General features: G+C 39.0%; 25 protein-coding genes and 1 riboswitch. Of the genes, 17 read left to right on the top strand and 8 right to left on the bottom strand.

Translation table 11 applies throughout. The features are described from left to right. Positions 1–32: 32 nt before the first annotated feature. On the bottom strand, positions 33–1040 hold the full coding sequence (locus KFZ56_RS13430; RefSeq protein WP_222642420.1) for an aromatic acid exporter family protein: 1008 nt from the start codon (positions 1038–1040) through the stop codon (positions 33–35). A gap of 403 nt (positions 1041–1443) precedes the next feature. Here KFZ56_RS13430 and KFZ56_RS13425 point away from each other — a divergent pair, with 403 nt between their 5' ends. Both KFZ56_RS13425 and KFZ56_RS13420 read left to right on the top strand, forming a co-directional pair. After that, positions 1444–2904: a C40 family peptidase gene (locus KFZ56_RS13425; protein ID WP_255585141.1), complete on the top strand. Its 1461-nt coding sequence runs from the start codon at positions 1444–1446 to the stop codon at positions 2902–2904. A gap of 666 nt (positions 2905–3570) precedes the next feature. Next, the gene (locus tag KFZ56_RS13420) at positions 3571–4431 is read left to right on the top strand and encodes an EamA family transporter (RefSeq protein WP_222642419.1); all 861 of its coding nucleotides are present in this window, start codon (positions 3571–3573) and stop codon (positions 4429–4431) included. A gap of 407 nt (positions 4432–4838) precedes the next feature. On the opposite strand, the gene KFZ56_RS13415 is transcribed toward KFZ56_RS13420, so the two are convergent. Further along, positions 4839–5423, bottom strand: coding sequence for a YitT family protein (locus KFZ56_RS13415; RefSeq protein ID WP_222642418.1), 585 nt, complete (start codon positions 5421–5423; stop codon positions 4839–4841). A 322-nt stretch (positions 5424–5745) separates the two neighbouring features. Between KFZ56_RS13415 and KFZ56_RS13410 the strand changes: the two genes are divergently transcribed. After that, the gene (locus KFZ56_RS13410; protein ID WP_222642417.1) at positions 5746–6534 is read left to right on the top strand and encodes a VLRF1 family aeRF1-type release factor; all 789 of its coding nucleotides are present in this window, start codon (positions 5746–5748) and stop codon (positions 6532–6534) included. 34 nt (positions 6535–6568) lie between these two features. Here KFZ56_RS13410 and KFZ56_RS13405 read toward each other — a convergent pair whose 3' ends face one another. The 6 genes from KFZ56_RS13405 to KFZ56_RS13380 are packed head-to-tail and all read right to left on the bottom strand — an operon-like array spanning position 6569 to position 10309. Then, positions 6569–6922 (bottom strand): fluoride efflux transporter FluC, encoded by a 354-nt coding sequence (locus KFZ56_RS13405; RefSeq protein ID WP_222642416.1) that lies wholly within the window; start codon positions 6920–6922, stop codon positions 6569–6571. After that, complete coding sequence (gene crcB, locus KFZ56_RS13400; RefSeq protein WP_222642415.1) at positions 6919–7308, bottom strand: fluoride efflux transporter CrcB; 390 nt, start codon at positions 7306–7308, stop codon at positions 6919–6921. The genes KFZ56_RS13405 and crcB overlap by 4 nt, the downstream gene beginning before the upstream one ends. Then, the gene (locus KFZ56_RS13395; protein WP_222642414.1) at positions 7305–7718 is read right to left on the bottom strand and encodes a Fur family transcriptional regulator; all 414 of its coding nucleotides are present in this window, start codon (positions 7716–7718) and stop codon (positions 7305–7307) included. The genes crcB and KFZ56_RS13395 overlap by 4 nt, the downstream gene beginning before the upstream one ends. Then, positions 7715–8566: a metal ABC transporter permease gene (locus tag KFZ56_RS13390; RefSeq protein ID WP_222642413.1), complete on the bottom strand. Its 852-nt coding sequence runs from the start codon at positions 8564–8566 to the stop codon at positions 7715–7717. Before KFZ56_RS13390 ends, KFZ56_RS13395 begins: the two co-directional genes overlap by 4 nt. 14 nt (positions 8567–8580) lie before the next feature. Further along, on the bottom strand, positions 8581–9336 hold the full coding sequence (locus KFZ56_RS13385) for a metal ABC transporter ATP-binding protein (protein WP_222642412.1): 756 nt from the start codon (positions 9334–9336) through the stop codon (positions 8581–8583). A 13-nt stretch (positions 9337–9349) separates the two neighbouring features. Further along, a complete protein-coding gene (locus KFZ56_RS13380) occupies positions 9350–10309 on the bottom strand; it encodes a metal ABC transporter solute-binding protein, Zn/Mn family (RefSeq protein ID WP_222642411.1) in 960 nt (319 codons plus the stop codon). 505 nt (positions 10310–10814) lie between these two features. Between KFZ56_RS13380 and KFZ56_RS13375 the strand changes: the two genes are divergently transcribed. The 14 genes from KFZ56_RS13375 to sufC all read left to right on the top strand — a co-directional run bounded on the left by KFZ56_RS13375 (position 10815) and on the right by sufC (position 23877). Then, the gene (locus KFZ56_RS13375) at positions 10815–10973 is read left to right on the top strand and encodes a hypothetical protein (protein ID WP_222642410.1); all 159 of its coding nucleotides are present in this window, start codon (positions 10815–10817) and stop codon (positions 10971–10973) included. Positions 10974–11044: 71 nt separating this feature from the next. After that, positions 11045–11251 carry a copper ion binding protein gene (locus KFZ56_RS13370; protein WP_222642409.1) on the top strand — a complete coding sequence of 69 codons (207 nt, stop codon included), beginning with the start codon at positions 11045–11047 and terminating at the stop codon, positions 11249–11251. Between the two features lie 350 nt (positions 11252–11601). After that, positions 11602–14001, top strand: a complete 2400-nt coding sequence (locus KFZ56_RS13365) for a 3-hydroxyacyl-CoA dehydrogenase/enoyl-CoA hydratase family protein (RefSeq protein WP_222642408.1) — start codon at positions 11602–11604, stop codon at positions 13999–14001. Between the two features lie 18 nt (positions 14002–14019). Next, positions 14020–15195 (top strand): acetyl-CoA C-acetyltransferase, encoded by a 1176-nt coding sequence (locus tag KFZ56_RS13360; RefSeq protein ID WP_222642407.1) that lies wholly within the window; start codon positions 14020–14022, stop codon positions 15193–15195. 47 nt (positions 15196–15242) lie between these two features. Further along, positions 15243–17027 (top strand): acyl-CoA dehydrogenase FadE, encoded by a 1785-nt coding sequence (locus tag KFZ56_RS13355; protein ID WP_222642406.1) that lies wholly within the window; start codon positions 15243–15245, stop codon positions 17025–17027. A 293-nt stretch (positions 17028–17320) separates the two neighbouring features. Further along, positions 17321–17677, top strand: a complete 357-nt coding sequence (locus tag KFZ56_RS13350; RefSeq protein WP_222642405.1) for an arsenate reductase family protein — start codon at positions 17321–17323, stop codon at positions 17675–17677. An 87-nt stretch (positions 17678–17764) separates the two neighbouring features. Next, the gene (gene gcvH, locus KFZ56_RS13345) at positions 17765–18154 is read left to right on the top strand and encodes a glycine cleavage system protein GcvH (RefSeq protein WP_222642404.1); all 390 of its coding nucleotides are present in this window, start codon (positions 17765–17767) and stop codon (positions 18152–18154) included. Between the two features lie 219 nt (positions 18155–18373). Then, positions 18374–18727, top strand: a complete 354-nt coding sequence (locus tag KFZ56_RS13340; RefSeq protein WP_222642403.1) for a toprim domain-containing protein — start codon at positions 18374–18376, stop codon at positions 18725–18727. A 10-nt stretch (positions 18728–18737) separates the two neighbouring features. Further along, on the top strand, positions 18738–19052 hold the full coding sequence (locus tag KFZ56_RS13335) for a thioredoxin family protein (RefSeq protein ID WP_222642402.1): 315 nt from the start codon (positions 18738–18740) through the stop codon (positions 19050–19052). Between the two features lie 79 nt (positions 19053–19131). Then, positions 19132–19243: riboswitch (SAM riboswitch) on the top strand. A gap of 99 nt (positions 19244–19342) precedes the next feature. Next, entirely contained in the window at positions 19343–20371 is a 1029-nt protein-coding gene (locus KFZ56_RS13330; protein ID WP_222642401.1) for a methionine ABC transporter ATP-binding protein, read from the top strand. After that, positions 20361–21029 carry a methionine ABC transporter permease gene (locus KFZ56_RS13325; protein ID WP_222643990.1) on the top strand — a complete coding sequence of 223 codons (669 nt, stop codon included), beginning with the start codon at positions 20361–20363 and terminating at the stop codon, positions 21027–21029. Before KFZ56_RS13330 ends, KFZ56_RS13325 begins: the two co-directional genes overlap by 11 nt. A gap of 479 nt (positions 21030–21508) precedes the next feature. After that, positions 21509–22336, top strand: a complete 828-nt coding sequence (locus KFZ56_RS13320; RefSeq protein WP_222642400.1) for a MetQ/NlpA family ABC transporter substrate-binding protein — start codon at positions 21509–21511, stop codon at positions 22334–22336. Positions 22337–22659: 323 nt separating this feature from the next. Beyond that, positions 22660–22824: a YuzK family famiily protein gene (locus tag KFZ56_RS13315; protein ID WP_222642399.1), complete on the top strand. Its 165-nt coding sequence runs from the start codon at positions 22660–22662 to the stop codon at positions 22822–22824. Between the two features lie 261 nt (positions 22825–23085). Then, on the top strand, positions 23086–23877 hold the full coding sequence (gene sufC, locus KFZ56_RS13310) for a Fe-S cluster assembly ATPase SufC (RefSeq protein WP_222642398.1): 792 nt from the start codon (positions 23086–23088) through the stop codon (positions 23875–23877). Positions 23878–23880: the final 3 nt, after the last annotated feature.

Below are 23880 nucleotides of genomic sequence, written 5' to 3'. Positions count from 1 at the left end.
ACACTTTTGTTTTGTCCCAGCCTCTTTGTAATCTATTTCCTGTAAAATTTTGTAACAAGATTGTAAATCGATAGCAATTCGTACAAGATAATCAACTCCGGTGGGAAATTCGTCGGGTATTGTTTGCTGCTCCTTGTGATTTCTTCATTATCCTCCCAAAAGATTTCCGTTATTTGCCGCAGCTCCTGTTGGTGTTTTACTGGATTGTAGTATGATTCGTCTTCCAATGCTTTAGACAGCTTCGTCACAGCGTGTAATATGATAGATTTTTCCTCTTTTGACCAATTGTTCGTCGTTAATGGTGTGTTGATTAAGTTATCGATATGGTAATGGATTAAACGTAATTGCACCATTTGATTCTGTGCATGATCAAACTGAAGTTTTTCACTTCCTACAAGCGGATGATATTTGGCTTCTTCTTTTTGAAAACGGATTAAGGTTTCGGTTTGCATCATCTTTTTTTCAAGCTGATCCACCATATCCTTTTCAGCGACGTTCTGTTTATCTTCTAGGATACCCCGGAAAACAAGGCCTGTGATTTTTCCCGTTCGCTTGCCCATTGCACGAATATTTTTCATGATGTCTTCCGTGTAATCTGGTGGAAATACAAACATATTTACCACGGTGGAAACCAATATTCCTACTGTTGTTGTTCCGAGTCGAATAACAAATGAAATGAAATAATTGCTATGAATAACCTCGACCATAGCAACAGCTGTAAGTGTTGCAACAAGTAAGCCCGCATGCAATTTCAATCTGAAGCATGTAGTTATTGTAAAAACGGCTGCGAGCGTATACGTTAGCGGAGAATTACCAAATAAAGCAATAAATAGTACAGCATATGCCGATCCAATAGCAGACGCAGGAAGACGAACGATTCCTTTTTTTATAGAATCCGACACAGTAGGCTCTATGGTAACAATTGCTGTAATAACCGCAAATACCGGGGGCCAGCCTAGTAATTCACAAATCCATGCCGTAAGGAAAATAGATACCCCCGTTTTGGCAACACGGCTACCCACAAAATGAAATCGTCTCACGTTTCTGATCCCCTCTAACAGTCTGATACATATTTACTAGTATAACACGTTTACAACATTTTAAAAAAAGGGGATATCATCATTATTCCTTTAATTAAATGAAGTTATGATATAAAGTGCGTCATAATGGAAAATATATTCTTTTAAGCTGCTTGTTCAAAATAGGATGGAAAAAGTTAAGCCCTAATCTATATGCTACTAATGTCGAATTTGAAATATAATTGTAATATTACTATTACATAATTGTCATTTTTCTCTGATATACTACAAATTGCCTAGTTAAATAGATTACATAAAAAATATTAACGATCACATTACTGTATACCTAAAAGAAAGATGACATAAACATACATGATAATACATAAAAGCATGGTTTGCAGATGTGGTGAAACGGGGGAGAAAATTGAAAAAAACAATAGTAGCTGTTTCAACAGTGGCCACCGTTGGTATAGGTAGTGCGTTTTTTGGTGCTTCAGCTTATGCAGAGCCCATAGACGAGTTACAACACCAACAATCGCAAATCGAAAATAATCGCTCGGACTTAAAAGCAAATCTATCAGAAGCAGAATCCGAAATTGCAGACGTGTTATTCGACCTAGAAGAATTAAATGAGGAAATCGAACAAGTTGATGAAGCATTGGAACATAACCAGAGCAAAATGGATGAAGCAGAAGAAGATATTGCAAAAAAGCAAGATAAAGTAGATTCATTAGAAGAAGAAATTAGTAAATTAGAGGAAAAAATCGAAAAACGGTTCGAGATTTTAAAAGAAAGACTTGTTTCCTATCAACAAAATGGTGGGGATGTAAATTATTTGGAAGTAATATTTGGTTCCAAAAGTTTTGGGGATCTTGTCAACCGTGTTTCAGCGGTTAACAAGATTACAGATTCCGATGCAGCCTTGGTAGAAGAACAGAAAAATGATAAGCAGCAAGTGGAAGAAAAACAAGCAGAAGTACTAGCTAATTTAGAAGAATTAAAAAATAAAAAGTCAGAGCTTGACGAAATGACTGTATTAATTGAAGATCAGAAACAACAAAACGAGGAATCCAAAGAAGAATTATTGACCAGACAGAGTGATTTAGAAGAACTAAAAGAAGGACTGGAAATGGAAGATAGCCAGTTAGCAGCACTTGAAGATAAAGTCAAGAAGGGCATTGCGGAAGAAAATCAACCAGAACCTTCATCACAAGATGTTGAATTGGCTTCTGAATCGGCTGATGAAGAATCAGATGCTAATGTTACGACTGTAAGCAGTGAAGAAAATAGCAGCAACGGTACGAACAGTAACAGTAGTGACAATAATAATGATAGCAGTAATACGGACGATAACAGTAGCAACAGTAATCATGATGCTACTAATACGAGTAGCAGTAATCATGATAACAATAGTACGAATAGCAACAGTAATCATGATAGCAACGATACGAGCAATAACAGTGATACCAACAATAATGATAGCAGTGACAAACCAAAGCAACCATCAACTCCAAGTGGTAGCGGCATGAGCGCTGTAATAAATGCAGGGAATCCACATCTTGGTACCCCATATCGCTGGGGTGGGAAGACCCCAAGTGGTTTTGATTGCTCCGGATTTGTATCATGGGCATTCGCACAAGGAGGATATTCTATTCCATCCACGACAGGAGCATTAGCAGGTACAGGCAAGAAAGTATCTTACAGTGAAGCACAACCCGGTGATTTGGTATTTTTCGACACTGCTGGATCAAATACTCATGTAGGCATCTATCTCGGTGGCGATAAATTTATTGGTTCACAAAATTCTACAGGATTAGCCGTAGCTGATATGAACAGTTCATATTGGAGTGGTGCATTTAACGGTCATGTACGTCGTGTTAATTAATTGTAAATCTAGAAACCTACTCTTTTGAGATTAGAAGAGTAGGCTTTTTCTATATTGGCAATTTTAATTTATAAATCACAACCAGAACCGTATGATACGATCCTGGGAGCTAACTCATTGGAGGCTATTACTATATTATTGTTATTATCCCCTTGTCTACAAAAAGGCAAGGGGACGTTTTAATGGATTAGAACGTATAACTTTCTTCGCTTTTCTAGCAGAGAAATAGATGAGGCTGGGACAAACCAAACGTGTTTTATTAAAAAGACGAATATTATCAAACTTAGCGTAGGAAATATGCGGAGACTCCAGTGGGAGGGAAGGCATAGGTGAGACACCGAAGTGCGATAGCAATCTTTTTTGCGAGGAGTGCTGCCCCCTCGAAGTCACTTGCAACACGAAGCGCACAAGAGGCCTCACCAGCCGCCCTAAGGTGCGCGAAGGATAATTTTAGAAGCGATGTCTGTTCGGAATTTATTTGTTGAAAACGCCTTTGTCCCAGCCCAATAACAAGGGAAATAAGTAACAAATGTTAAAACTGTTATCTGATTGTTAATGTAGTATGATTTACGGAGCAAAAAGTGATAGGATGAATACATAGATAAGAAAATGAATGATCTTAATTTGATAGCGTATGAAGCTTGTTGGGTGAAGGAGGAGCACCAAATGGCGACTTGGGCATTAATTATTGTCGTAATTTCCGCTGTTATTCATGCAATGTGGAATTTCTTAGCAAAAAAGTCATCAGGGGGTACTGCTTTTGTATGGCTCTATATGGTTGTGAGTGCTGTAATTTATAGCCCCCTTGCTGCTGTTATTATCGTATTATCTGATATGAAGTTTGGATGGTTAGAACTCACATTAATTTTGGCAAGTGCTGTTTTACATATGCTTTATGCAGTAGCCTTACAAAAGGGATACCGAGTAGGAGATTTTTCATTGATCTATCCGATTGCCCGTGGAATTGGTCCAATGCTGATTGCGATATCAGCGTTTTTCTTATTGGGAGAAGAGCTGAATCGAGTGGGGCAGATAGGTATTTTACTTATTATTTTCAGTGTGTTTATATTTACTGGGGGCTTACGGATTTTACAAGAAAAAAATGTGCTTCCTGCGATTTTGTATGGGCTCTTGATTGGATGCATAATTGCGAGTTATTCTCTTTTGGACAAATATATTGTCAGTGTGACGGTAATCCATCCAATCTTACTCAGTTATGGTAGTATTCTTGGACAAGTACTTTTACTTATTCCATTTGCTAAAAAACATTGGCAGGAAGTCCGTCAAGACTGGAAGCAGCTGAAGCTGGAGACGATTGGTGTAGGTTTTTTGAATCCATTGGCTTATATTTTGATATTAATGGCAATGGTGACTACCCCGGTGAGTTATGTTTCGCCGGTAAGAGAGTTGAGTATTTTAATTGGCGCAGTACTTGGAGTCGTTTTCTTCAACGAGAATTTTGGAAGACGACGAATTATTGCTGCGGCGATTATGGTAATTGGAGTAATTGCCATAGCTATTTCTTAATCAACTACAGCTAGTGAATTTTCATGATAAAAGTCTAAGCGTGAAGCAGGGAAATATAGGGATCTCCTTGTTTCACACCTTCTTTTCGATAACGCTGATTCTTTTATAATCTGCAATCCCCTTAGTTTCGTTAAACATGGTTTTTTAAAATTATTTTCAACTAATGGTGTCGATCTTCTACCAAAGTGATTTGCAAAGATTACTCGAAAACCTACTTCTTCCATAATGGTTGTATATCCGCCGACACTTGGGAAGAACCATTGGAATTGATCTTCATACTAGGATGCTCCTCAAGTTTTAATGAAGATGATAAAAAACGTTTGTATAAACTTGCTTTAGACTATGTATGAAATAACGTCTACATGTGAAATGGAAATAACAATATAGGCAGTGAAAGACGATCATCCTTAGCTGCCTTTTCTACGTCTGTCCCATACACTTGTAATGATAGACGTCGTCAGCCCAATCATAAAAATCAATAAAATGGAATAAATCATTGCTATGTCTGGAATTACAACCCAGCCAAACCATAGGACGATACCATCGATCATAAAAATCAAAACGCCAACATTAATGGCAGTTAGTTTCGAGAGCATTAATGCAAACAATTCTATCCCGTCTGTACTTGTCTCTGTTAATAGCATGAGTCCCATTCCTGTGCCGATAAGGATACCGCCAATTAATGAACTAATCAGTAGTGGTGTTCCTTCAAATGAAACTAGTGGGTGCATGATATCAATAAAGAATGAAGATAGTAAAAGTCCATGTATACCATTGTAAAAGAATTTCCGATTGCAGAGAAAGGCAATCACGTATAAAGGAATGCTCAGCAAAATAATCATGAGCCCTGGCTGCAGCCCAAATGCATATTTTCCTATTAATCCGAGACCAATGATTCCACCATCCAATAATTGATGTGGGATAACAAAATAATTAATGCCAATTGCAATCAAGAAACTACCTGCTATGATGACAATCATTTTTTTAATCACATGTTAACCACCTTGTCCCAATACTTCCTTTACAATGTATGATGATCGATAAAAAATAATGAATCGGTACCGAAACCTTCGCTTCCTCTTGCTTGAAATAGGATATAAATCACAAATATCGTTAGATTTGATGATATTATATAAAGTTGTAGCAAGAGAAAAGTGTTCATACGAGGTATAAAATGGATCCAGAATAATGGCCGATACTTCTTGAAATCCGATATATAACCACAAATTACTGCAATGGTATGTTTAAATCAAAGGCGTAAAGGACATATACTACTAGGCAAAGGAATAATCTTGTACAGGAGTGAGGTCTACTATGGATTTAAATAAGGAAATTCAAAAATTAGAGACTGTAAGAAATGATAATTCCAACAAAGTATTTACGATGTATTTAAACACTGATCCATCTGATCCTGACCAGCAGGGTGGAGAATGGAAAATTCATCTAAAAAACGGATTACGTAACTTTGAAAACTATCTGAATGAAGATGATGATAAGGAAGAACAGAAGAATTTTCAAGCGGTTAAAGAAAAGGTGGAAAGATTCGTCAAGGGCAATGAACAGAACTTTTTAAAGGGGATTGTACTATTTGCTACAGCGGACGGAGAAGTATGGTTTGCAACGCGGGTACAAATGCCACTAGAGACAGCATTTTATTGGCAAGAGACACCACAATTAGAACAATTGAAGCAATTGAGCGCCAAATATCCGAATTCAGGAATCATACTCGTCCAACAAAATGAGATAAAAGTCATCGATGTTTATTTAAACGAAATAAAAAATACCTATTCTTATGAGTTGGATATTGATACAGATAATTGGCGTGAAAAAACGACTACAGATATAGGGGCTTCATCGACTAATCAATATACGGATAAATTCAAAGATAGAATTGAGGCAAATCAGCAGCGTTGGTATAAAAAAATTGCTCCGAAATTGGATAAGCAAGCAAAAGACAAAGGTTGGGAGAAGATTTATATAATCGGTGAATCCGATCCCGCAAATGAATTGAAAGAACAGATGAATAAACCTGTCTATGAAGTGATTCAAAAGAATATGCTGGATCATGAGGAGTCGAATGTATTGCAGGAAGTATTTGGCTAAGGCAGTCGTAGAGCTTGAGGCTAAGTCTCAAGCTCTACGATGATGTAAATAAAGAAAACACAATAAAAACAACGAAAAGGGAGATAGTAAGAGAGGCGGTAACATAACTTGCTGCATGTACATATTTTCTATTGAGAATGAACTGTAAGGTTTCATTTCCAAAGGTGGAGAAAGTTGTATAGGCACCACTAAATCCAATACCCAAAAAGAACCAAATCCATTCTGAGATAGAATCTGTCATGTGAAAATAGAATAATAAGGCCAACAAAATAGAACCTGTAACGTTAGCAGTCCATGTGCCGATGACGTGTTTATTCGTTTTTACGGAAATATAAAATCGTGCAATACTTCCAGCAAATCCACCTAAGGCAATCCATAAAATTATCATATAGAAGTCTGCCTTTGCTTTTTCGTTGCGAATCTAAACCCCATATAACAGCATATGATTCCCCCAACTACACTGGTTAAAATATAGCTCATTGTTATAAAGCGATTGGAACTCCATAATTCCATAGTTTCAACAGCGAATGTAGAGAAGGTAGTGAAAGCCCCAATCAGTCCGACGTTAAGCGCTGTAAAGAGTTCCGGTGACAGTTTTCGCTTTAGTATTTCATGATTTACGATGAAGCTAAGTAAAAAACAACCGATTAAATTAGTTACTAGCGTAGCATATGGAAACCCATGTTGCGACATAAGCAAGGTGGAAATACTATAACGAATTACAGCTCCAATCATTCCACCGATTCCAACGAAAATATAAACCTTTACGTTCATCTGCTTTGACACATCGGACACAAACCATAAATTTCAAATTTATGTCCTTCAATCGCATAATTAGTGAGCGTGTTTTCTATTTCATCCATGGGACAAACTTCTATTTCTTTTGTTTTTCCACAATCGTTACAAATAAAATGATGATGGTGATGGTCGGTGCAATTCAGACGAAATTGTTTTTCACCATTTAATTCGGTTGCTTCTAATATTCCTATTTCATCGTACAAATGGAGATTGCGATAAACTGTGTCAAAACTTATCCCCTCGTAGTTGGATTCCATATGTTGAATTAAATCCTTAGCCGTACGATATCCATTCGCTTCTTCAAAGTATTCTAAAATGTCTTTTCGCTTCCCGGTTGTTTTATATCCTTTTTCTTTTAAACGATCGACTGCTTCATTTACATTCATTTCGCTTCCCTGCCTTTCTTAAATTTAAAATTAAATTGTTTGACACCAATGGAGGCTAATAAAATAATAATGGCTACCATAACAATTGTACCACCCGGTGGGATACTTAAATAATAACCGGTTATTAATCCTATAATAACAGCGAGTTCACCAAATACAATAGATAAGAACATCATTTGCTTGAATCCTTTAGCAAGTCGCATACTTGCAGCAACAGGTAATGTCATCAATGCTGATACGAGCAGCACACCAACGATACTCATGGAAGCTGCAATAACCAATGCTGTTAAAACAATAAAAAGCATATGGATGCGTTTGGCATGAATACCGGATATTGTTGCATGTTCTTCATCAAAGGATAGGGTAAAAAGTTCCTTATAAAATAGTATAACAGCAAAGATGATAAAGATAGAAATACCCAATATTGTAAAGAAATCATTCTGGCTAACAGCCGAAACCGATCCAAAGAGATAATTGAATAACTCTGTATTAAATCCATCAGCAACAGAAATGAAAATGACGCTTAATCCGACGCCACTAGATAGAATAATTGGAATCGCCAGCTCCTGATAGGCTTTGTACACATTTCGTAATTTCTCAATTAATATCGAACCGATGACGGAAAAAAACATTCCACTATATAAAGGTGCGAAAAATGTGATCGCGAACTTTTCCAACATTAAACCAAATGCAATTCCTGCTAATGTAACATGGGACAAGGCATCTGCAATAAGTGAGAGCCTCCTTACAACGATAAATGTACCAAGTAACGGAGCGATAATCCCGATCAGTAGGCCTGTTAAAAATGTATATCGTAGAAAATCATATTCAAAAAAATCTGTTAACATAAGCGTTCCTCCAACTAATTTGCGTGTGTGACAATGTTTACGGGGTAACCATAAAATCCGGATAGGTCTTTTTCAGATAAGGACGTATATTCATCCGGATTCCCATGAAAATGCAGTGTTTTATTTAAACAAACAATATCTGTTGCATGCTTTGTCATAGTACTTGTGTCATGCGTGACGAGTAGTAGGGTGATGTTACGTTCTTCGTTGAGTTGATGCAGCAGATCGTAAAAGCGGCGGACGTTTTCATTGTCCACACCTACTGTTGGCTCATCTAATATTAAGAGCTCCGGTTCATTTACTAATGAACGCGCAATAAATACACGTTGTTGCTGCCCCCCGGATAAGTTTCCAACGTTTTTATAAGCATAATCAAGCATCCCTACTTGATCAATGGCTTGAAGAATTTTTTCTTTATGTTGTTTTTTGAAAAACCTCAAGTAGCCTACTTTAGCTGTAAGCCCCATGGAAACAACTTCATACACGGTAGCAGGGAATCCTTTATTAAAGGAATTGGCCTTTTGAGAAACAAATCCGAATTTATCCCATTCTTTGAATCTCTCTATCGGTTGATTCAGAAGTTGGATGGATCCGCTGTCTGGTTTCAAAACTCCAAGAATGAGTTTAACCAGGGTTGTTTTTCCACCTCCGTTAGGACCTAATAATCCCATGAATGCACCACGAGGGATTTCAAAATTAACATGTTGCAATACATTACTTTGTTCATAGGCATAACTTATATTTTTCATGGAAACGACTGGCTCTGCCATCTCCTCACTCCTTTCATTTACTCGTTGCTTTGTTCAGTATTTCTAGATTTTTCTCCATTAAGGAAAGATAGTCTTCATTATTTTCGATATCGGTGTCTGTTAAAACCGATAAGTTATGAATGGTTAAGCTCTCTGTACCGATTTGTTCCTGGATAATTTCTGAAACACGATTGGAACTATTTTGTTCAAAAATAATATAATCCAGGTTATGCTTTTCGGCTTGATCAATGATTTGTGTCAATTCTTTCTGAGAGGGCTCATTGCTTGATGATAATCCATTGATTGCAATCTGTTCAATTCCGTATCGTTCCTCCCAGTAGCCATATGCTGCATGAGAAACTAAGATTTTTTTATTATCATTTGCTTGTAATGTTTCGTTATAGTTTTCATCCAGTTCGATTAAATCTTTTTCTAGTGTGTTAAAATTATCGTTGTAAAGTTCTGCTTGATCGGGATTTAAATCGATTAATTCATCTCTAATAATAGCTGCCATATCAATCATTCGCTGCGGGTCAATCCATATATGTGGATCATGATCACCGTGATTGTGCCCATCGTGTGAGTGGTTATCTGATTCATCGGCGTTGCCGTCTTTTTCCGGTTCATCGGTATGAAATAGTTCTTCTTGTTGTCCTATTTCTACTAAACGTACGTCCTGCGTGGCTAGTGCCTCTGCTGCCGTTTCTGCAAAACCTTCCATCCCAGCACCCATATACATAAATGCATCGCTGTTGGCAATAGAGGTCATGTCTTTTGAAGTAGGCTCATAGGTGTGTGCATCTACCCCTGGCGGATACACCGACTCCACAGTAACGGTTTGTCCTCCAATCCGTTCAATCGCATATTGGATCGGATAAACGGAGGCATATAGTTTAAGTCCTTCATTATCATCAGATGCTCCATCGGATGATGAACATCCAACAGCAACTATTCCTATTGTAATTAAAATAATAAGACCTTGAATTATTCTCACGTATCATTCCCTCATTTCATGTAATACGTTACATATCATATCGTAATGGTTACGTTTTGTAAACAAGAATGATTACGATTTTATAAAAAAGATGTGTGATCGTATCCGAAGCAAATGGTGTTGTTTGGATATGGAAACTATTGTGTTGGCAAGAGACAATGAACATATTGCACTCAACTGTACAGAGAAGCACTCAAGTACATGGATGAGCAATAGGGTAGCGATATACCAGAGAGAAGCACTCAAGTACATGGATGAGCAAAATAAGGGTAGCGATGTACCAGAGAGAAGCACTCAAGTACATGGATGAGCAAAATAAGGGTAGCGATGTATTAGAGAGAAGTTCTCAAGTACATGGATGAGCAAAATAAGGGTAGCGATGTATTAGAGAGAAGTTCTCAAGTACATGGATGAGCAAAATAAGGGTAGCGATGTATCAGAGAGAAGCACTCAAGTACATGGACGGGCAAAAATTAGGGAAATGATGTACTAGAGAGAGGATCATATGGAGGGGAAAAATACAGTGGTCGGTAAGCGCTCCCTTCTAATTGGTTATTGGGAAAGTGAACAAAACGTTCCCGTGCTTTCACAGGTTTTACTAGAGGAAAAAAAGGATATAGTAAATGACAAGGCAAAAAAGTTGCAATGGTTAGTGATAGTATAAATAACGCGCCTATACGAACAATTGCTGATATAGGTGTTAGTTACCAAAAAATACGAAAGGGGAAATTATAAATGCAAACAACACTAGATGTAGTAGGGATGACAAGTGGTCATTGTGAATCAGTGGTGAAAGATGCTTTAGGAGAGCTAAATGGTGTAACCAGTGTAGAGGTAAACATAGGTACTGGAAAAGTGGATGTTACCTATGATGATGTACAGGTTACGGTAGCGGATATGCGCGAGGCGGTGGAAGATCAAGGTTATGATGTTGTAGTATAGGAAAGAATTTGCGTGGTTTTTCAAGAGAGGCAGATGGTGTATATCGGCTTGAATAGATGCTAATTAATAACGAATCCCAAAGCGTGAGTGTCGGATCTAGAACATAGGGCTGGCCGATTTCATTATCTGAATTTCTTCCTTAATTATTGGATCTATTGATCAAAGAGCTCTTTTTACGGAGAGGCTTTCTGAGGCAAAGGACCTGCCCCTTTTATAAAAAATAGGAACATTTTTATTGCGAAATATCTGATTATAATTTATACTAAAGATTAGACAGATAGGCGACTATCTTTTCTTTTTTCTCAAAAAATGAATGAGTATTCATTCAAATAACGATTGGGGGACAAAACATGAAGCAATCAATCAAGCGTGCTGCAGTGCTTGGATCGGGTGTGATGGGCTCTGGCATTGCTGCCCACTTGGCTAATGTAGGAATACCAACGATTATGCTTGATATTGTACCACAGGAGCTAACGAAGGAAGAGGAGCAAAAGGGATTGACACTCGAGGATCCGATTGTACGTAACCGGATGGCAACACAAAGCAAGAAAGCACTTATCAAACAAAACCCATCTCCCATTACCTCAAAGAAAAGCCTTGATTTAATCGAGGTTGGTAATATGGAGGATGATATGGAGAAGCTTGCGAATGTAGATTGGATTATTGAAGTCGTTGTTGAAAACCTGGATGTGAAAAGAAAAGTATTTGCTAGTGTTGAAAAATACCGCGAGGAAGGGACGATTGTAAGTTCAAATACATCTGGAATTTCAGTGGAGGACATGGCTGCAGGTTGTTCAGAAGATTTTAGGAGGCACTTTCTCGGAACCCATTTTTTTAATCCACCCCGTTATTTAAAATTGCTTGAGGTAATTCCGACCAAAGATACAGATCCGAAAGTGTTCGAATTTATGAAAAAAGTTGGTGAAAATGTATTAGGCAAAGGAGTTGTTGAAGCAAAGGATACACCAAACTTTATTGCCAATCGCATCGGAACTTACGGTTTGCTTGTAACGGTTAAAGCGATGTTAAAAGGCGGATACACTGTCGGTGAAGTAGATTCTGTCACAGGTCCGATGATCGGCAGACCAAAGAGTGCGACCTTCCGAACATTGGATGTCGTTGGTTTAGATACGTTCATCCATGTAGCAAAAAATGTCCATGATCAAGTGGAAGGTGCGGAAAAAGAAGTTTTTGACGTACCTGATTTTATGAAAAAAATGCAGGAAAAAGGCTGGTTAGGTGCAAAAAGGGCTCAAGGATTTTTCCTGAAGAAGAAAGGCAAAGATGGAAGTACCATTTATGAATTAAATCCGGAAACACTAGAATACGAGGATCGCAAAACATTAAATACAGCTGCGACGGAAATGGCGAAACAGGAAAAAGGACCACGCCGTAAATTGAAAGCGCTTGTAAAATCGGAGGGAGATAGAGCTGGAGACCTCGTATGGTCAGTGCTGAAGCCGGTACTAATCTATTCAGCAGAGCTACTTGGAGATATTGCTGATGATATCGTTTCTATCGACCAAGCAATGAAATGGGGATTTGGCTGGGAGATTGGCCCATTTGAAACATGGGATGTGATTGGGCTGCAACAATCAGTGCAACGTATGCAGGAGGAAGGCGAGCGTATTCCAGAATGGATACAAAAAATGCGTAAAGAGGGGCGGGAGTCTTTTTATAAACAGAAGAATGGCATTGTCTATTACTATGATCAAGGCGAGTACAAGGAGCAAACATTTAATAAAAAAGAGATCCATCTTCAAAAGCTAAAAGACGTAAACGGGGTGATTAAAAAGAATCCCGGCGCAAGTTTAATAGATTTAGGGGACGACGTTTTAGGACTTGAATTTCATTCGAAGAGCAATGCGATTGGTCTGGACATTATTCAAATGGTTCATTCTGCACTTAAAGAAGTGCAGAAAAACTATAAAGGGCTTGTTATTGGAAATCAGGGGAAACATTTCTCTGTTGGGGCAAACCTTGCCATGATGTTAATGGAAGCACAAGACGATAACATCTTTGAATTGGATATGGTTATTCGTCAATTTCAGAACATGGGGATGGACATTAAGTATTCTGACAAACCCGTTGTAGCAGCGCCGTTTAATATGGCTGTCGGGGGAGGAGCAGAAGTTTCTCTGCCGGCTGCAGCTATTCAAGCATCCCCGGAGACGTATATGGGTTTGGTTGAATTTGGCGTTGGCTTAATCCCCGGCGGTGGTGGAACGAAGGAACTTTACTTAAAAGCGCTTCGCAACTTGCCTGAAGGTGTTCATTTTGATCTGACGAAAGTAGCGAATGATGTATTTGAAAAAATAGCGATGGCCAAAGTCTCTACATCAGCTGTCCAAGCGCGTGAGAATGGATTTTTGAATAATCAGGATAGTATAAGCACAAATCCGGATCACTTGCTTTATGATGCAAAAGAGAAGGTATTGGCTTTGGTAAAAGCCGGTTATCGGGCACCGAAGCGTGAAAAAATTCCTGTCGTAGGGGATGCAGGATACGGGGCGATGCTGCTTGGTGCAAAATCGCTGCGATTCGGTGGATATGCATCTGATCATGACGTGAAAATAGCTGAAAAATTAGCGTATGTGTTATCAGGCGGACGAATGAAGGAAGGAACCATGATTGATGAGCAGGTCATGCTTGATTTAGAACGTGAAGCATTCCTGAGCTTAATCCAGGAACCACTGACTCAAGCCAGGATGCAGCATATGCTTGTAAAGGGAAAACCACTACGTAACTAAATGATAGGGGGAGAAAATGTGAAGGAAGCAGTAATTGTTGCAGGTGCAAGAACCCCTGTAGGAAAAGCCAATAAAGGATCACTCGCAAATAGTCGCCCGGATGATTTAGCGGCATTGACCATTAAAGATACGCTTAAGCGTGCAGGAAATTATGATGGAAATATTGATGACGTGATTATTGGAAATGCCATGCCGGAAGCAGAACAGGGCATGAATATGGCTCGTAATATCGCAGGGCTTGCCGGTTTAAGAAACGATGTACCGGGGATTACAATTAACCGCTATTGTGCATCAGGCTTACAGAGTATAGCCTTTGCCGCAGAGCGGATTATGATTGGCGCCAGTGATACGATCATTGCAGGTGGAGCGGAGTCGATGAGTCTCATTCCAATGGGTGGCCATGTTATTAAGCCAAACCCTAGGTTGGTTCAAAATGCTCCTGGCTATTATATGGAAATGGGGCATACCGCAGAAGAAGTAGCGAATCGCTTCCATATTTCACGAGAGGATCAGGATGCATTTGCAGTCCAAAGCCATGAGCGTGCAGCAAAAGCCATGAAAGAAGGGAAATTTGAGGAAGAAATCGTACCAGTGAACGTAACAAATCGTGTTGTTGGGAAGAAGCATAAAGTGGAAGAAAAAACATTTCAGTTCACAACAGACGAAGGAGTGCGTCCGGAGACAACGACAGAAGTGCTTGCGAAGCTTCGACCAGCTTTTAACATAAAGGGATCTGTTACTGCTGGAAATGCATCGCAAATGAGTGATGGAGCAGCTTCTGTTCTCGTCATGGATCGAGAAAAGGCAGAAGCAGAAGGATTAGCATCCCTTGTTAAATTCCGTTCATTTGCAGTAGCTGGTGTGGAACCGGAAATTATGGGCGTAGGCCCTGTTGAAGCTGTACCAAAAGCATTGAAAATAGCTGGTCTTGAACTTTCAGACATAGGCCTATTTGAATTAAATGAGGCATTTGCATCTCAATCTGTGCGCGTCATTCAAGCATTGGACCTGGATATAAATAAAGTGAATGTCAATGGAGGGGCAATCGCACTTGGCCATCCGCTTGGGATGACAGGGACAAAATTAACGCTGAGCCTCATCCATGAAATGAAACGCCGCAGGGAGCAGTATGGTGTTGTTACGATGTGTATTGGTGGCGGAATGGGGGCTGCAGGCGTATTTGAACTTTTATAACTCCATGTGCTTTAAAAAATAATTCCAAACTGGAAAGGGAGATTCAGATGAGTGAAACAAAGGAAAAGATTTTCCAAGGTGGGGCATTTTTAACGGAAGATTTGACGGCAGATGATGTAATTACACCAGAAGATTTTACAGAAGAGCATAAAATGATTGCTAAAACGACGGAAGATTTTGTGTTAGGTGAAGTAGTACCAAAGATTGATAACTTAGAAAATCATGAGTTTGAGCATTCCGTGGCTTTATTGAAAAAAGCTGGTGAAATAGGATTGTTGGGAGCCGATGTCCCGGAAGAATATGGTGGTCTGGGACTGGATAAAATTAGTTCATCTTTAATTACGGAAAAATTTTCACGCGCAGGTGGCTTTTCGGTAACGCATGGAGGGCATGTGGGAATTGGATCCCTTCCAATTGTATTTTTCGGTAATGATGCCCAGAAGGAGAAATATTTGCCAAAACTTGCGACAGGAGAGCTTTTAGCTGCGTATGCACTAACAGAACCAAGCTCCGGTTCTGACGCGATGAGCGCAAAGACCACGGCTACATTAAATGAAGCCGGAACGCATTATCTTTTAAATGGAGAAAAACAGTGGATCACAAACTCAGCATTTGCAGATGTGTTTATTGTATATGCGAAAATTGATGGGGAGCACTTCTCAGCATTCATCGTTGAGCGTGAATTCCCAGGCGTATCTACTGGTCCGGAAGAGAAAAAAATGGGGATTAAGAGTTCTTCAACCCGAACGCTTGTATTGGAAGACGCGGAAGTACCTGTGGAAAATCTATTAGGCCAAAAAGGCCGCGGTCATATTATTGCCTTTAATATTCTAAATATCGGTCGTTATAAGCTTGCGGTTGGGGGTGTTGGTAGTTCCAAACGTGCATTGGAGTTAGCGACCAAATATGTCAATCAGCGTAAACAGTTTAACACACCCATTTCGAGCTTTTCATTAACACAGGAAAAATTGGCAACGATGGCTGCGGGGATATATGCGAATGAAAGTTCCGTTTATCGTACGGTTGGTTTGTTTGAGCAACGTATGGGGGCATTAACAGACGAACAACTAAAAGACGGGCGTGAGGTAGCGCGTGCCATTGCCGAATATCAAATTGAGTGTTCCATGACAAAATATATGGCTACAGAATTACTGGATTATACGGCCGATGAAGCGCTCCAAATGCATGGCGGTTATGGATTCATGCAGGAGTATGAGGTGGAGCGGATCTATCGCGATTCACGGATCAACCGCATTTTTGAAGGAACAAATGAAATCAATCGCTTGCTTGTTCCGGGCACATTGCTGAAAAAGGCAATGAAGGGTGAACTTCCATTGCTGCAAAAAGCACAAAGCCTGCAAGAAGAATTAATGATGATGAATCATGAGGAAGTTGATGACGAAACGTTATTACAAGAAAAACACCTATTGAAAAATGCAAAGAAAATTGTCCTGCTTGGTGCAGGCCTTGCTGCACAGAAATACATGCAGCAGATTGAAAACGAACAGGAAATTTTAGTGAATCTTGCTGACATGGTTGCCGAAGTATACAACATAGAAGCAACTATTCTCCGCACAGAAAAAGCAATCAATACGTCAGGGGAGAAGTCAAATAAACAAAAGCTGCTTTATACACAAGTATATGTACAGGAAGCATTCAATCGTATTGAAGCACATGCAAAAGAAACATTAATTGCGGTGGAAGAAGGTGATACATTGCGCACGATGCTGTCATCACTAAGAAAACTAACACGTCATACACCAACAAATGTGATTGCGAAAAAACGAGAAATAGCTGCAACGATCATTGAAGAAGAAAAGTATCTCGTATAACTATTACCAAGGCTGGGACAAAATGAAAGTGTTTAAATCACAAACGAATATGTTCCGAAGCAATGTTTATTTGGAATTTATTTGTTAAAGACACTATTTGTCCCAGCTTTATTGTTATTCTTTGATATCAGTGGATATTATCTATTATTTGCGTTATTGTAAAAGGAACACAAACAAGACGTGGAGTTGAATATAGTTTCAAATGTTTACATATTTCCCTGCAAAAACAATGAATAATTACCACGAGTCATGGTAAAATGAAATATAAATAGATCGGAAAGGGAGGGTTGTAAATGGCGGTAACATTTTATTGGTATCCGAATTGTGGGACATGTAAAAAAGCGAAAAAGTGGTTGGATGAGAATAAAATCAATTATAGAACCATACATATCGTAAACACACCACCAAAAAAAGAAACACTGTTAGATCTGATCGCTAAAAGTGGTTTGCCTGCGAAGAAATTTTTCAATACGAGTGGGAAAAAGTACCGTGAGTTGAATATGAAGGATAAAATTAAAGATGCAAGTACAGAGGAAATGGCAGAACTTCTAGCCTCTGACGGAATGCTGATTAAAAGGCCAATCGTAACAGACGGTGAAAAGGTCACTGTGGGATTCACAGAAGAAGCGTTTAATGAAAATTGGCTGTAAAAAACGGAATACTAGAAAAATATGTACATAACTTGTATAGTCTTGTATAGTTATGGTGCAATTATAATATATCATGGAGGGATTTATGTGGGTGTACCAACGGATTTATTGTATTCAGAAGAACATGAATGGGTAAAACAAGAAGACGATAAAGTGCGTATTGGGATTACAGATTTTGCACAGGATGAACTGGGAGATATTGTATTTGTGGAACTTCCGGAGGTAGGGGACGAAATTGAATTAGATGAGCCTTTCGGAAGCGTTGAGTCTGTTAAAACGGTTTCTGAACTATACGCGCCGTTAAGCGGGAAAGTTGTGGAAGTAAACGAAGATTTGGAGGATAGTCCAGAATTCGTAAATGATTCTCCGTATGATAAAGCATGGATGGTTGTTGTTGAACCATCTGATGAATCGGAGCTTGATCGCCTATTAACGTCTGAACAATATAATGCGATTACGGACGAAGATGAAAGCTAATTCGTGCTTATAGTTACGAAAGACAGGCTGATTTACAACAATGAAAATAGTTGTATAGTCAGCCTTATTTGTATCACAGCTTTTTTCACGTATTGTAGCTTTTACACAAATGATCGAAACTGCGACGGTGTAAAAGCAAGGATCGTTTAGAAATAGCTTGATCATAAACACATGTATAGAAGCTTTTTTGGTTGATTTTATCAGGGGTGTTGTGGGATCATGGATCATGAAACAAATAAAGTTATTATTGTTGAAGGATTGACCGATAAAAGAGAAATCAAGAAGGTTCTTACAGAAGATGTCACGATTCTATGCACAAATGGTACACTTGGTGTTGAGCGTTTTGATGATCTTCTGGAAACCTATGATTTGGATAATAAAGATGTCTTTATCATGGTTGATGAAGACCCTGCAGGCATAAAATTACGGAAACAATTGAGGCGGGAGCTTCCACTTGCCAAACATTTATATGTCAGTAGTGAATACCGCGAAGTAGCAACAACTCCTGGACACATGCTTGCTGCTGCTCTGGTGCGTACGGGATTTGCGGTGAATCCAATTTTTTTAGTTTAGGGTGGTAGTTTTGCAAGAAATAACAAATGAGCTGTTAAAGCAAGAACGTTATCTATTATTTGTTTACACCCCTTTTTGTGGCACATGTCATCTGGCACAAACAATGTTAACGAAAATAGAATCCGTGCATAAAGAAGACATTTTTTATAAGATGAATGCATCCCTACATGCTACTTTTATGCAAGAACAGCAAATTGAGAGTGTTCCATGTCTCTTAATTAAGGAAGGCAATGAGATAAAAGAAAAAATCTATGCTTTTCACTCTATTGCAAATATCTATACGTATCTAACGGATTATAAGCCTGAGTTATTTGTGAAGAGTTGACTGAGAGAGAAAATAGAATTGACATAAAAAGCATAGCATGCTACGATCTATATCATTGATGAATAAAATGAAAATGTATCTCTTATCTTGAGCGGTGGAGGGACTGGCCCTACGAACCCGCGGCAACCTCGACATTTTTATGTCTGAAAGGTGCCAATTCCTGCAAAGTGTAATTCTTTGATAGATGAGGGAACGAAGGTAAAATTATAACGTCCTTCTGTTCTCTTACAGAAGGACGTTATTTATGTTTAGCAAGGCATTCGAAACTTGTATCAAAAGGAGGATGAGACGTGATTTCAATTAAGGGTTTGAGTAAATACTTTACAACAAACAATAAGAAAATAACAGCTGTGGATGATCTGACCCTTACCATAAAAGAAGGCGAAATATTCGGCGTAATCGGCTATAGTGGGGCCGGAAAAAGTACATTCGTTCGTTTGCTTAATCGTTTGGAAGATCCTTCCCGTGGTAGCGTAGAAATTGAAAATAGGGAAATAACGGAATTAAATGCCAAAGAGCTTCGCTTGGCTCGGCAGGAGATTGGAATGATTTTTCAGCATTTCAATTTGCTTTGGTCATGTACGGTGACGGATAATATTGTATTTCCACTAGAAATAGCTGGTGTTGCAAAGGGGGAACGCGAGGAACGTGTACGGGAACTCATTGATTTGGTAGGACTCTCTGGAAGAGAAAATGCATATCCATCTCAGCTAAGCGGGGGGCAGAAACAGCGTGTAGGCATTGCTCGTGCTTTAGCAAACAATCCGAAAGTGTTACTTTGCGATGAAGCAACTTCCGCACTGGATCCGGAAACGACCAATTCCATCCTCGACTTACTGGTTGATATTAATCAGCGACTGGGCCTGACCATTATCCTGATCACTCATGAAATGCATGTTATACGCAAAATCTGCAAACAAGTTGCGGTGATGGACGAAGGGAAAATTGTGGAACAAGGAGATGTATTAAACGTGTTCCTGCATCCAAAACAACCTGTGACAAAGAAATTCGTAGAACAGGTTATGGGTGCGAATGAGGATGATAGCATCTCTCATTTAATCCATACGTATGAGCAAGGAAGGATAATACGGCTTCATTTTATTGGTGAGACGACAAATCAGGCTTTGATAAGTCAACTTGCTAGGAAATTCGATCTCGACATAAATATACTCCAAGGTAAAATAACACAGACGCAAGCTGGTGCATACGGGACGTTATTCGTACAGGTTGTGGGAGATACAGTCGAAACGGATAAGGCTACAACTTATATTCGTGATGAAACCTCGGTAGAAGTGGAGGTTGTACGTGATGCTAACTGATTTCTTTTCGAATCTGGATATTCAGGATTTGGTGGTTGCAACTTATGAAACGTTTTATATGACATTGATTGCGCTGGCAGGAACGGTCATTTTAGGAATCATCTTAGGATTACTCTTATATCTGACAGCACAAGATGGAATGTGGCAAAATACGGTTTTTCATTTTATCGTTTCTACGATTGTGAATGTGTTTCGAGCCATTCCATTTATTATCTTAATTTTATTGTTATTCCCATTCACTGACTTCCTCATTGGAACCATTCGTGGCCCTTCTGCTGCGTTGCCTGCATTGATTATTGGTTCCGCACCATTTTATGGTAGGCTCGTGGAAATCGCACTCAAAGAAGTGGATAAAGGAGTGATTGAAGCAGCGAAATCCATGGGAGCGAAAACACGGACTATTATTTTTCGTGTTCTCTTGCCGGAATCGATGCCAGCATTGGTGTCAGGAATTACGGTTACTGGAATAGCCTTAATTGGTTATACGGCTATGGCCGGCGTAATCGGTGCTGGAGGTTTAGGCGATTATGCATACTTTTTTGGGTTTCAGCGACGTGATTTTGATGTAGTGTTAGTTTGTACCATTTTAATTGTAATCATTGTATTCATTTTCCAATTCATTGGAGACTTTATTTCCAATAAATTAGATAAAAGATAAAGGCTGTTTTTCTAAAAAATTGTTTCTTTATACTACAAAATATATAAACTGCGACGTAACTTGAAGTATGATGCCCCCGCTCCGGTAATACATTTCGCTTTCCGCGGGCGGCTGGTGAGCCCTCTCATGCTAACGCACTTCGAGGTCTCACCTAGGCCTTGCCTCCCGCAGGAGTCTACATGTATTTCCTCCGCTGGCAGTGAGTTTACTGTATTATTAACGAAGCAGTTTCATGCTGTCAGTAGTCCGGGTGAGTGGAGGGCAATCGACTCCTGCGGGAATAGCACGTGTCCGAAGACCCCGCAGGAAGCAGTTTTCTTCCGAGGAGGCTGAGGCCGTGCCCTAAGGTCCGCGATTGCCCGTAACGATCCCGGACGGTGGCAAATATTGCACACTACGTCGCAGTTTATATCAATTGTGAAGATTTAAAAGCAATAAAACGTACGAAAAGGGTTAAGAAAAAAGGAGAGATTTTTATTATGAAAAAGACTTTACTGTTTCTATCTGTATTAGTAGTGCTTGTATTGGCAGCTTGTGGTGGTGGAGATTCATCGGGTGATTCTGAAACGACAGAAATTACTATTGGAGCAAATAGTACACCACATGCAGAAATTTTAGAAGAAGCAAAGCCACTTCTTGAAGAAGAAGGAATAAACCTTACTATTGAAGAGTATCAAGATTATGTACTGCCTAATGATGATTTGGAAAGCGGGGATCTGGACGCAAATTACTTCCAGCATATTCCTTATTTAGAGAATCAAATAGAAGAAATCGGGTATGACTTTGACTACATTGACGGCATTCATATTGAACCGATGGGTCTTTACTCGCAAAACATTTCCAGTATTGATGACATTGAAGATGGAACAGAGGTAATTTTAAGTCGTTCTGTCGCTGACCATGGTCGCGTTCTGGCATTATTTGAAGAACAAGGATTGATTACACTGGATGAAGATGTAGATAAAGTGGAAGCAGAAGTAAGCGATATTGAGGAAAACCCGCATGACCTGACGTTTTCAGCAGATGTTGATGCGGCACTTTTACCAGAACAATATTTTGCTGAAGAAGATGCACTGATTGCGATCAATACAAACTATGCCATTGATGCGGATTTAAATCCATTAGAGGATGCGCTTTTTATTGAAGGTGATGAATCTCCATATGTGAATGTGATTGCAGTCCGTTCGGAAGATGTAGAAGATGAAACATTGAACACACTGGTTGACGTATTGCAATCAGATGAGATACAAGACTATATCTTAGAAACATACGATGGAGCCGTGGTTCCGGTTGGCGGAGATAATTAATTTTAGGTGCATTATAAGTATGTATTCAAAAGAAGAATAAAAAGGACCATGTTGGTTGAGTTCGTCACACCTTTGGACTTCGTTTCGTTGATCTTTCGGTGATCTTAAAACATCTTGTAGCAAATCTGGAGCATTTTATAGAATAAGCCAGCAATTAGAAACATGTTAATGGAGAAAGGTGACTAACATATTTTCAGCCTTTTATATACAAAATAATTATTACTGACGCGTCTATTCACCCTTTGTTTTTGAAACTGTCCTTGTGTTAAACTAGTTTTTGTAATCAAGCGAAAGGATGGTTCACTATTAATAGTGGAATAAGGATGAATTATACTCCAGAAATGGAGAAAGCAATGCAGCAGTCGAATAAAATTGGTTATGCCGAATACGAGAGAAGGTTAGATAAACGCATTGCAGTTGAGAAACGTAGAGAACAAGAATATGTTCAATGTAAACATTTGTCCGCTGAATTCGAAAGCCAACTTTAAAAATAGTAACTTATAATGGTACCATTGGATACTGATGCTCTTATCATTCGAGCATCAGTATTTGTATTTTTTGTACTTCTAAATGAAAAGCGATACAATTGTAGAAGATATGGACCTTTTAAAGTTGCTTACGCTCATTAACTTGATAGCCTAAAAGAGTTGATATTAAATTCAAAATGATATAAGATTGTAATGAGAATAGATTGAGAATGGAATACATACCCATTCGAAATAAAAATAATAGTAGTTGGAGGTATCACAATGGCAGGATCAACACTGGAAATCAAGAATCTTCATGTAACCATTGAAGGTAACGAGATATTAAAAGGTGTAAACCTTACGATAAATGGTGGCGAATTTCACGCAGTAATGGGACCGAATGGTACCGGGAAATCGACACTCGCGTCTGCAATTATGGGACACCCGAAATTTGAAATCACAGAAGGAAGTGTACACCTTGATGGGGAAGACGTACTGGCTATGGAGGTAGATGAGCGTGCTCGTGCAGGTTTATTTCTAGGTATGCAGTATCCAAGTGAGATCAGTGGTGTAACAACATCTGATTTCTTACGCTCTTCGATTAATTCACGTCGCGCGGAAGGTGACGAAATTCCTTTAATGAAATTTATTAAAGAAATGGACAATGCGTTGGATTTCCTTGAAATCGACAGAAACATGGCACAACGTTATTTAAACGAGGGATTCTCAGGCGGAGAAAAGAAACGTAATGAAATTCTTCAATTAATGTTATTGAAACCGGAAATTGCCATTTTGGATGAAATTGACTCAGGACTGGATATTGACGCATTAAAAGTCGTTTCCAAAGGGATTAATAAACTACGTGATGATAATTTCGGTTGCTTAATCATTACACACTATCAACGTTTGTTAAATTATATCACACCGGATCAGGTACACGTTATGATGCAAGGTCGCGTTGTTAAATCAGGTGGACCAGAACTTGCGCAGCGATTGGAATCTGAAGGTTATGAGTGGATTAAAGAAGAACTAGGCATTGAAGACGAAACCGTAGGCGAAGGCCAAGAAGCTTAAACG

Origin of the sequence: Virgibacillus sp. NKC19-3 (assembly GCF_019837165.1) — a bacterium.
In the GTDB taxonomy this organism is placed as follows: Bacteria; Bacillota; Bacilli; order Bacillales; family Amphibacillaceae; genus Virgibacillus_L; species Virgibacillus_L saliphilus.
The sequence above is the reverse complement of the archived record's forward strand: the minus strand, read 5'-3'. Positions and strand labels throughout refer to the sequence as shown.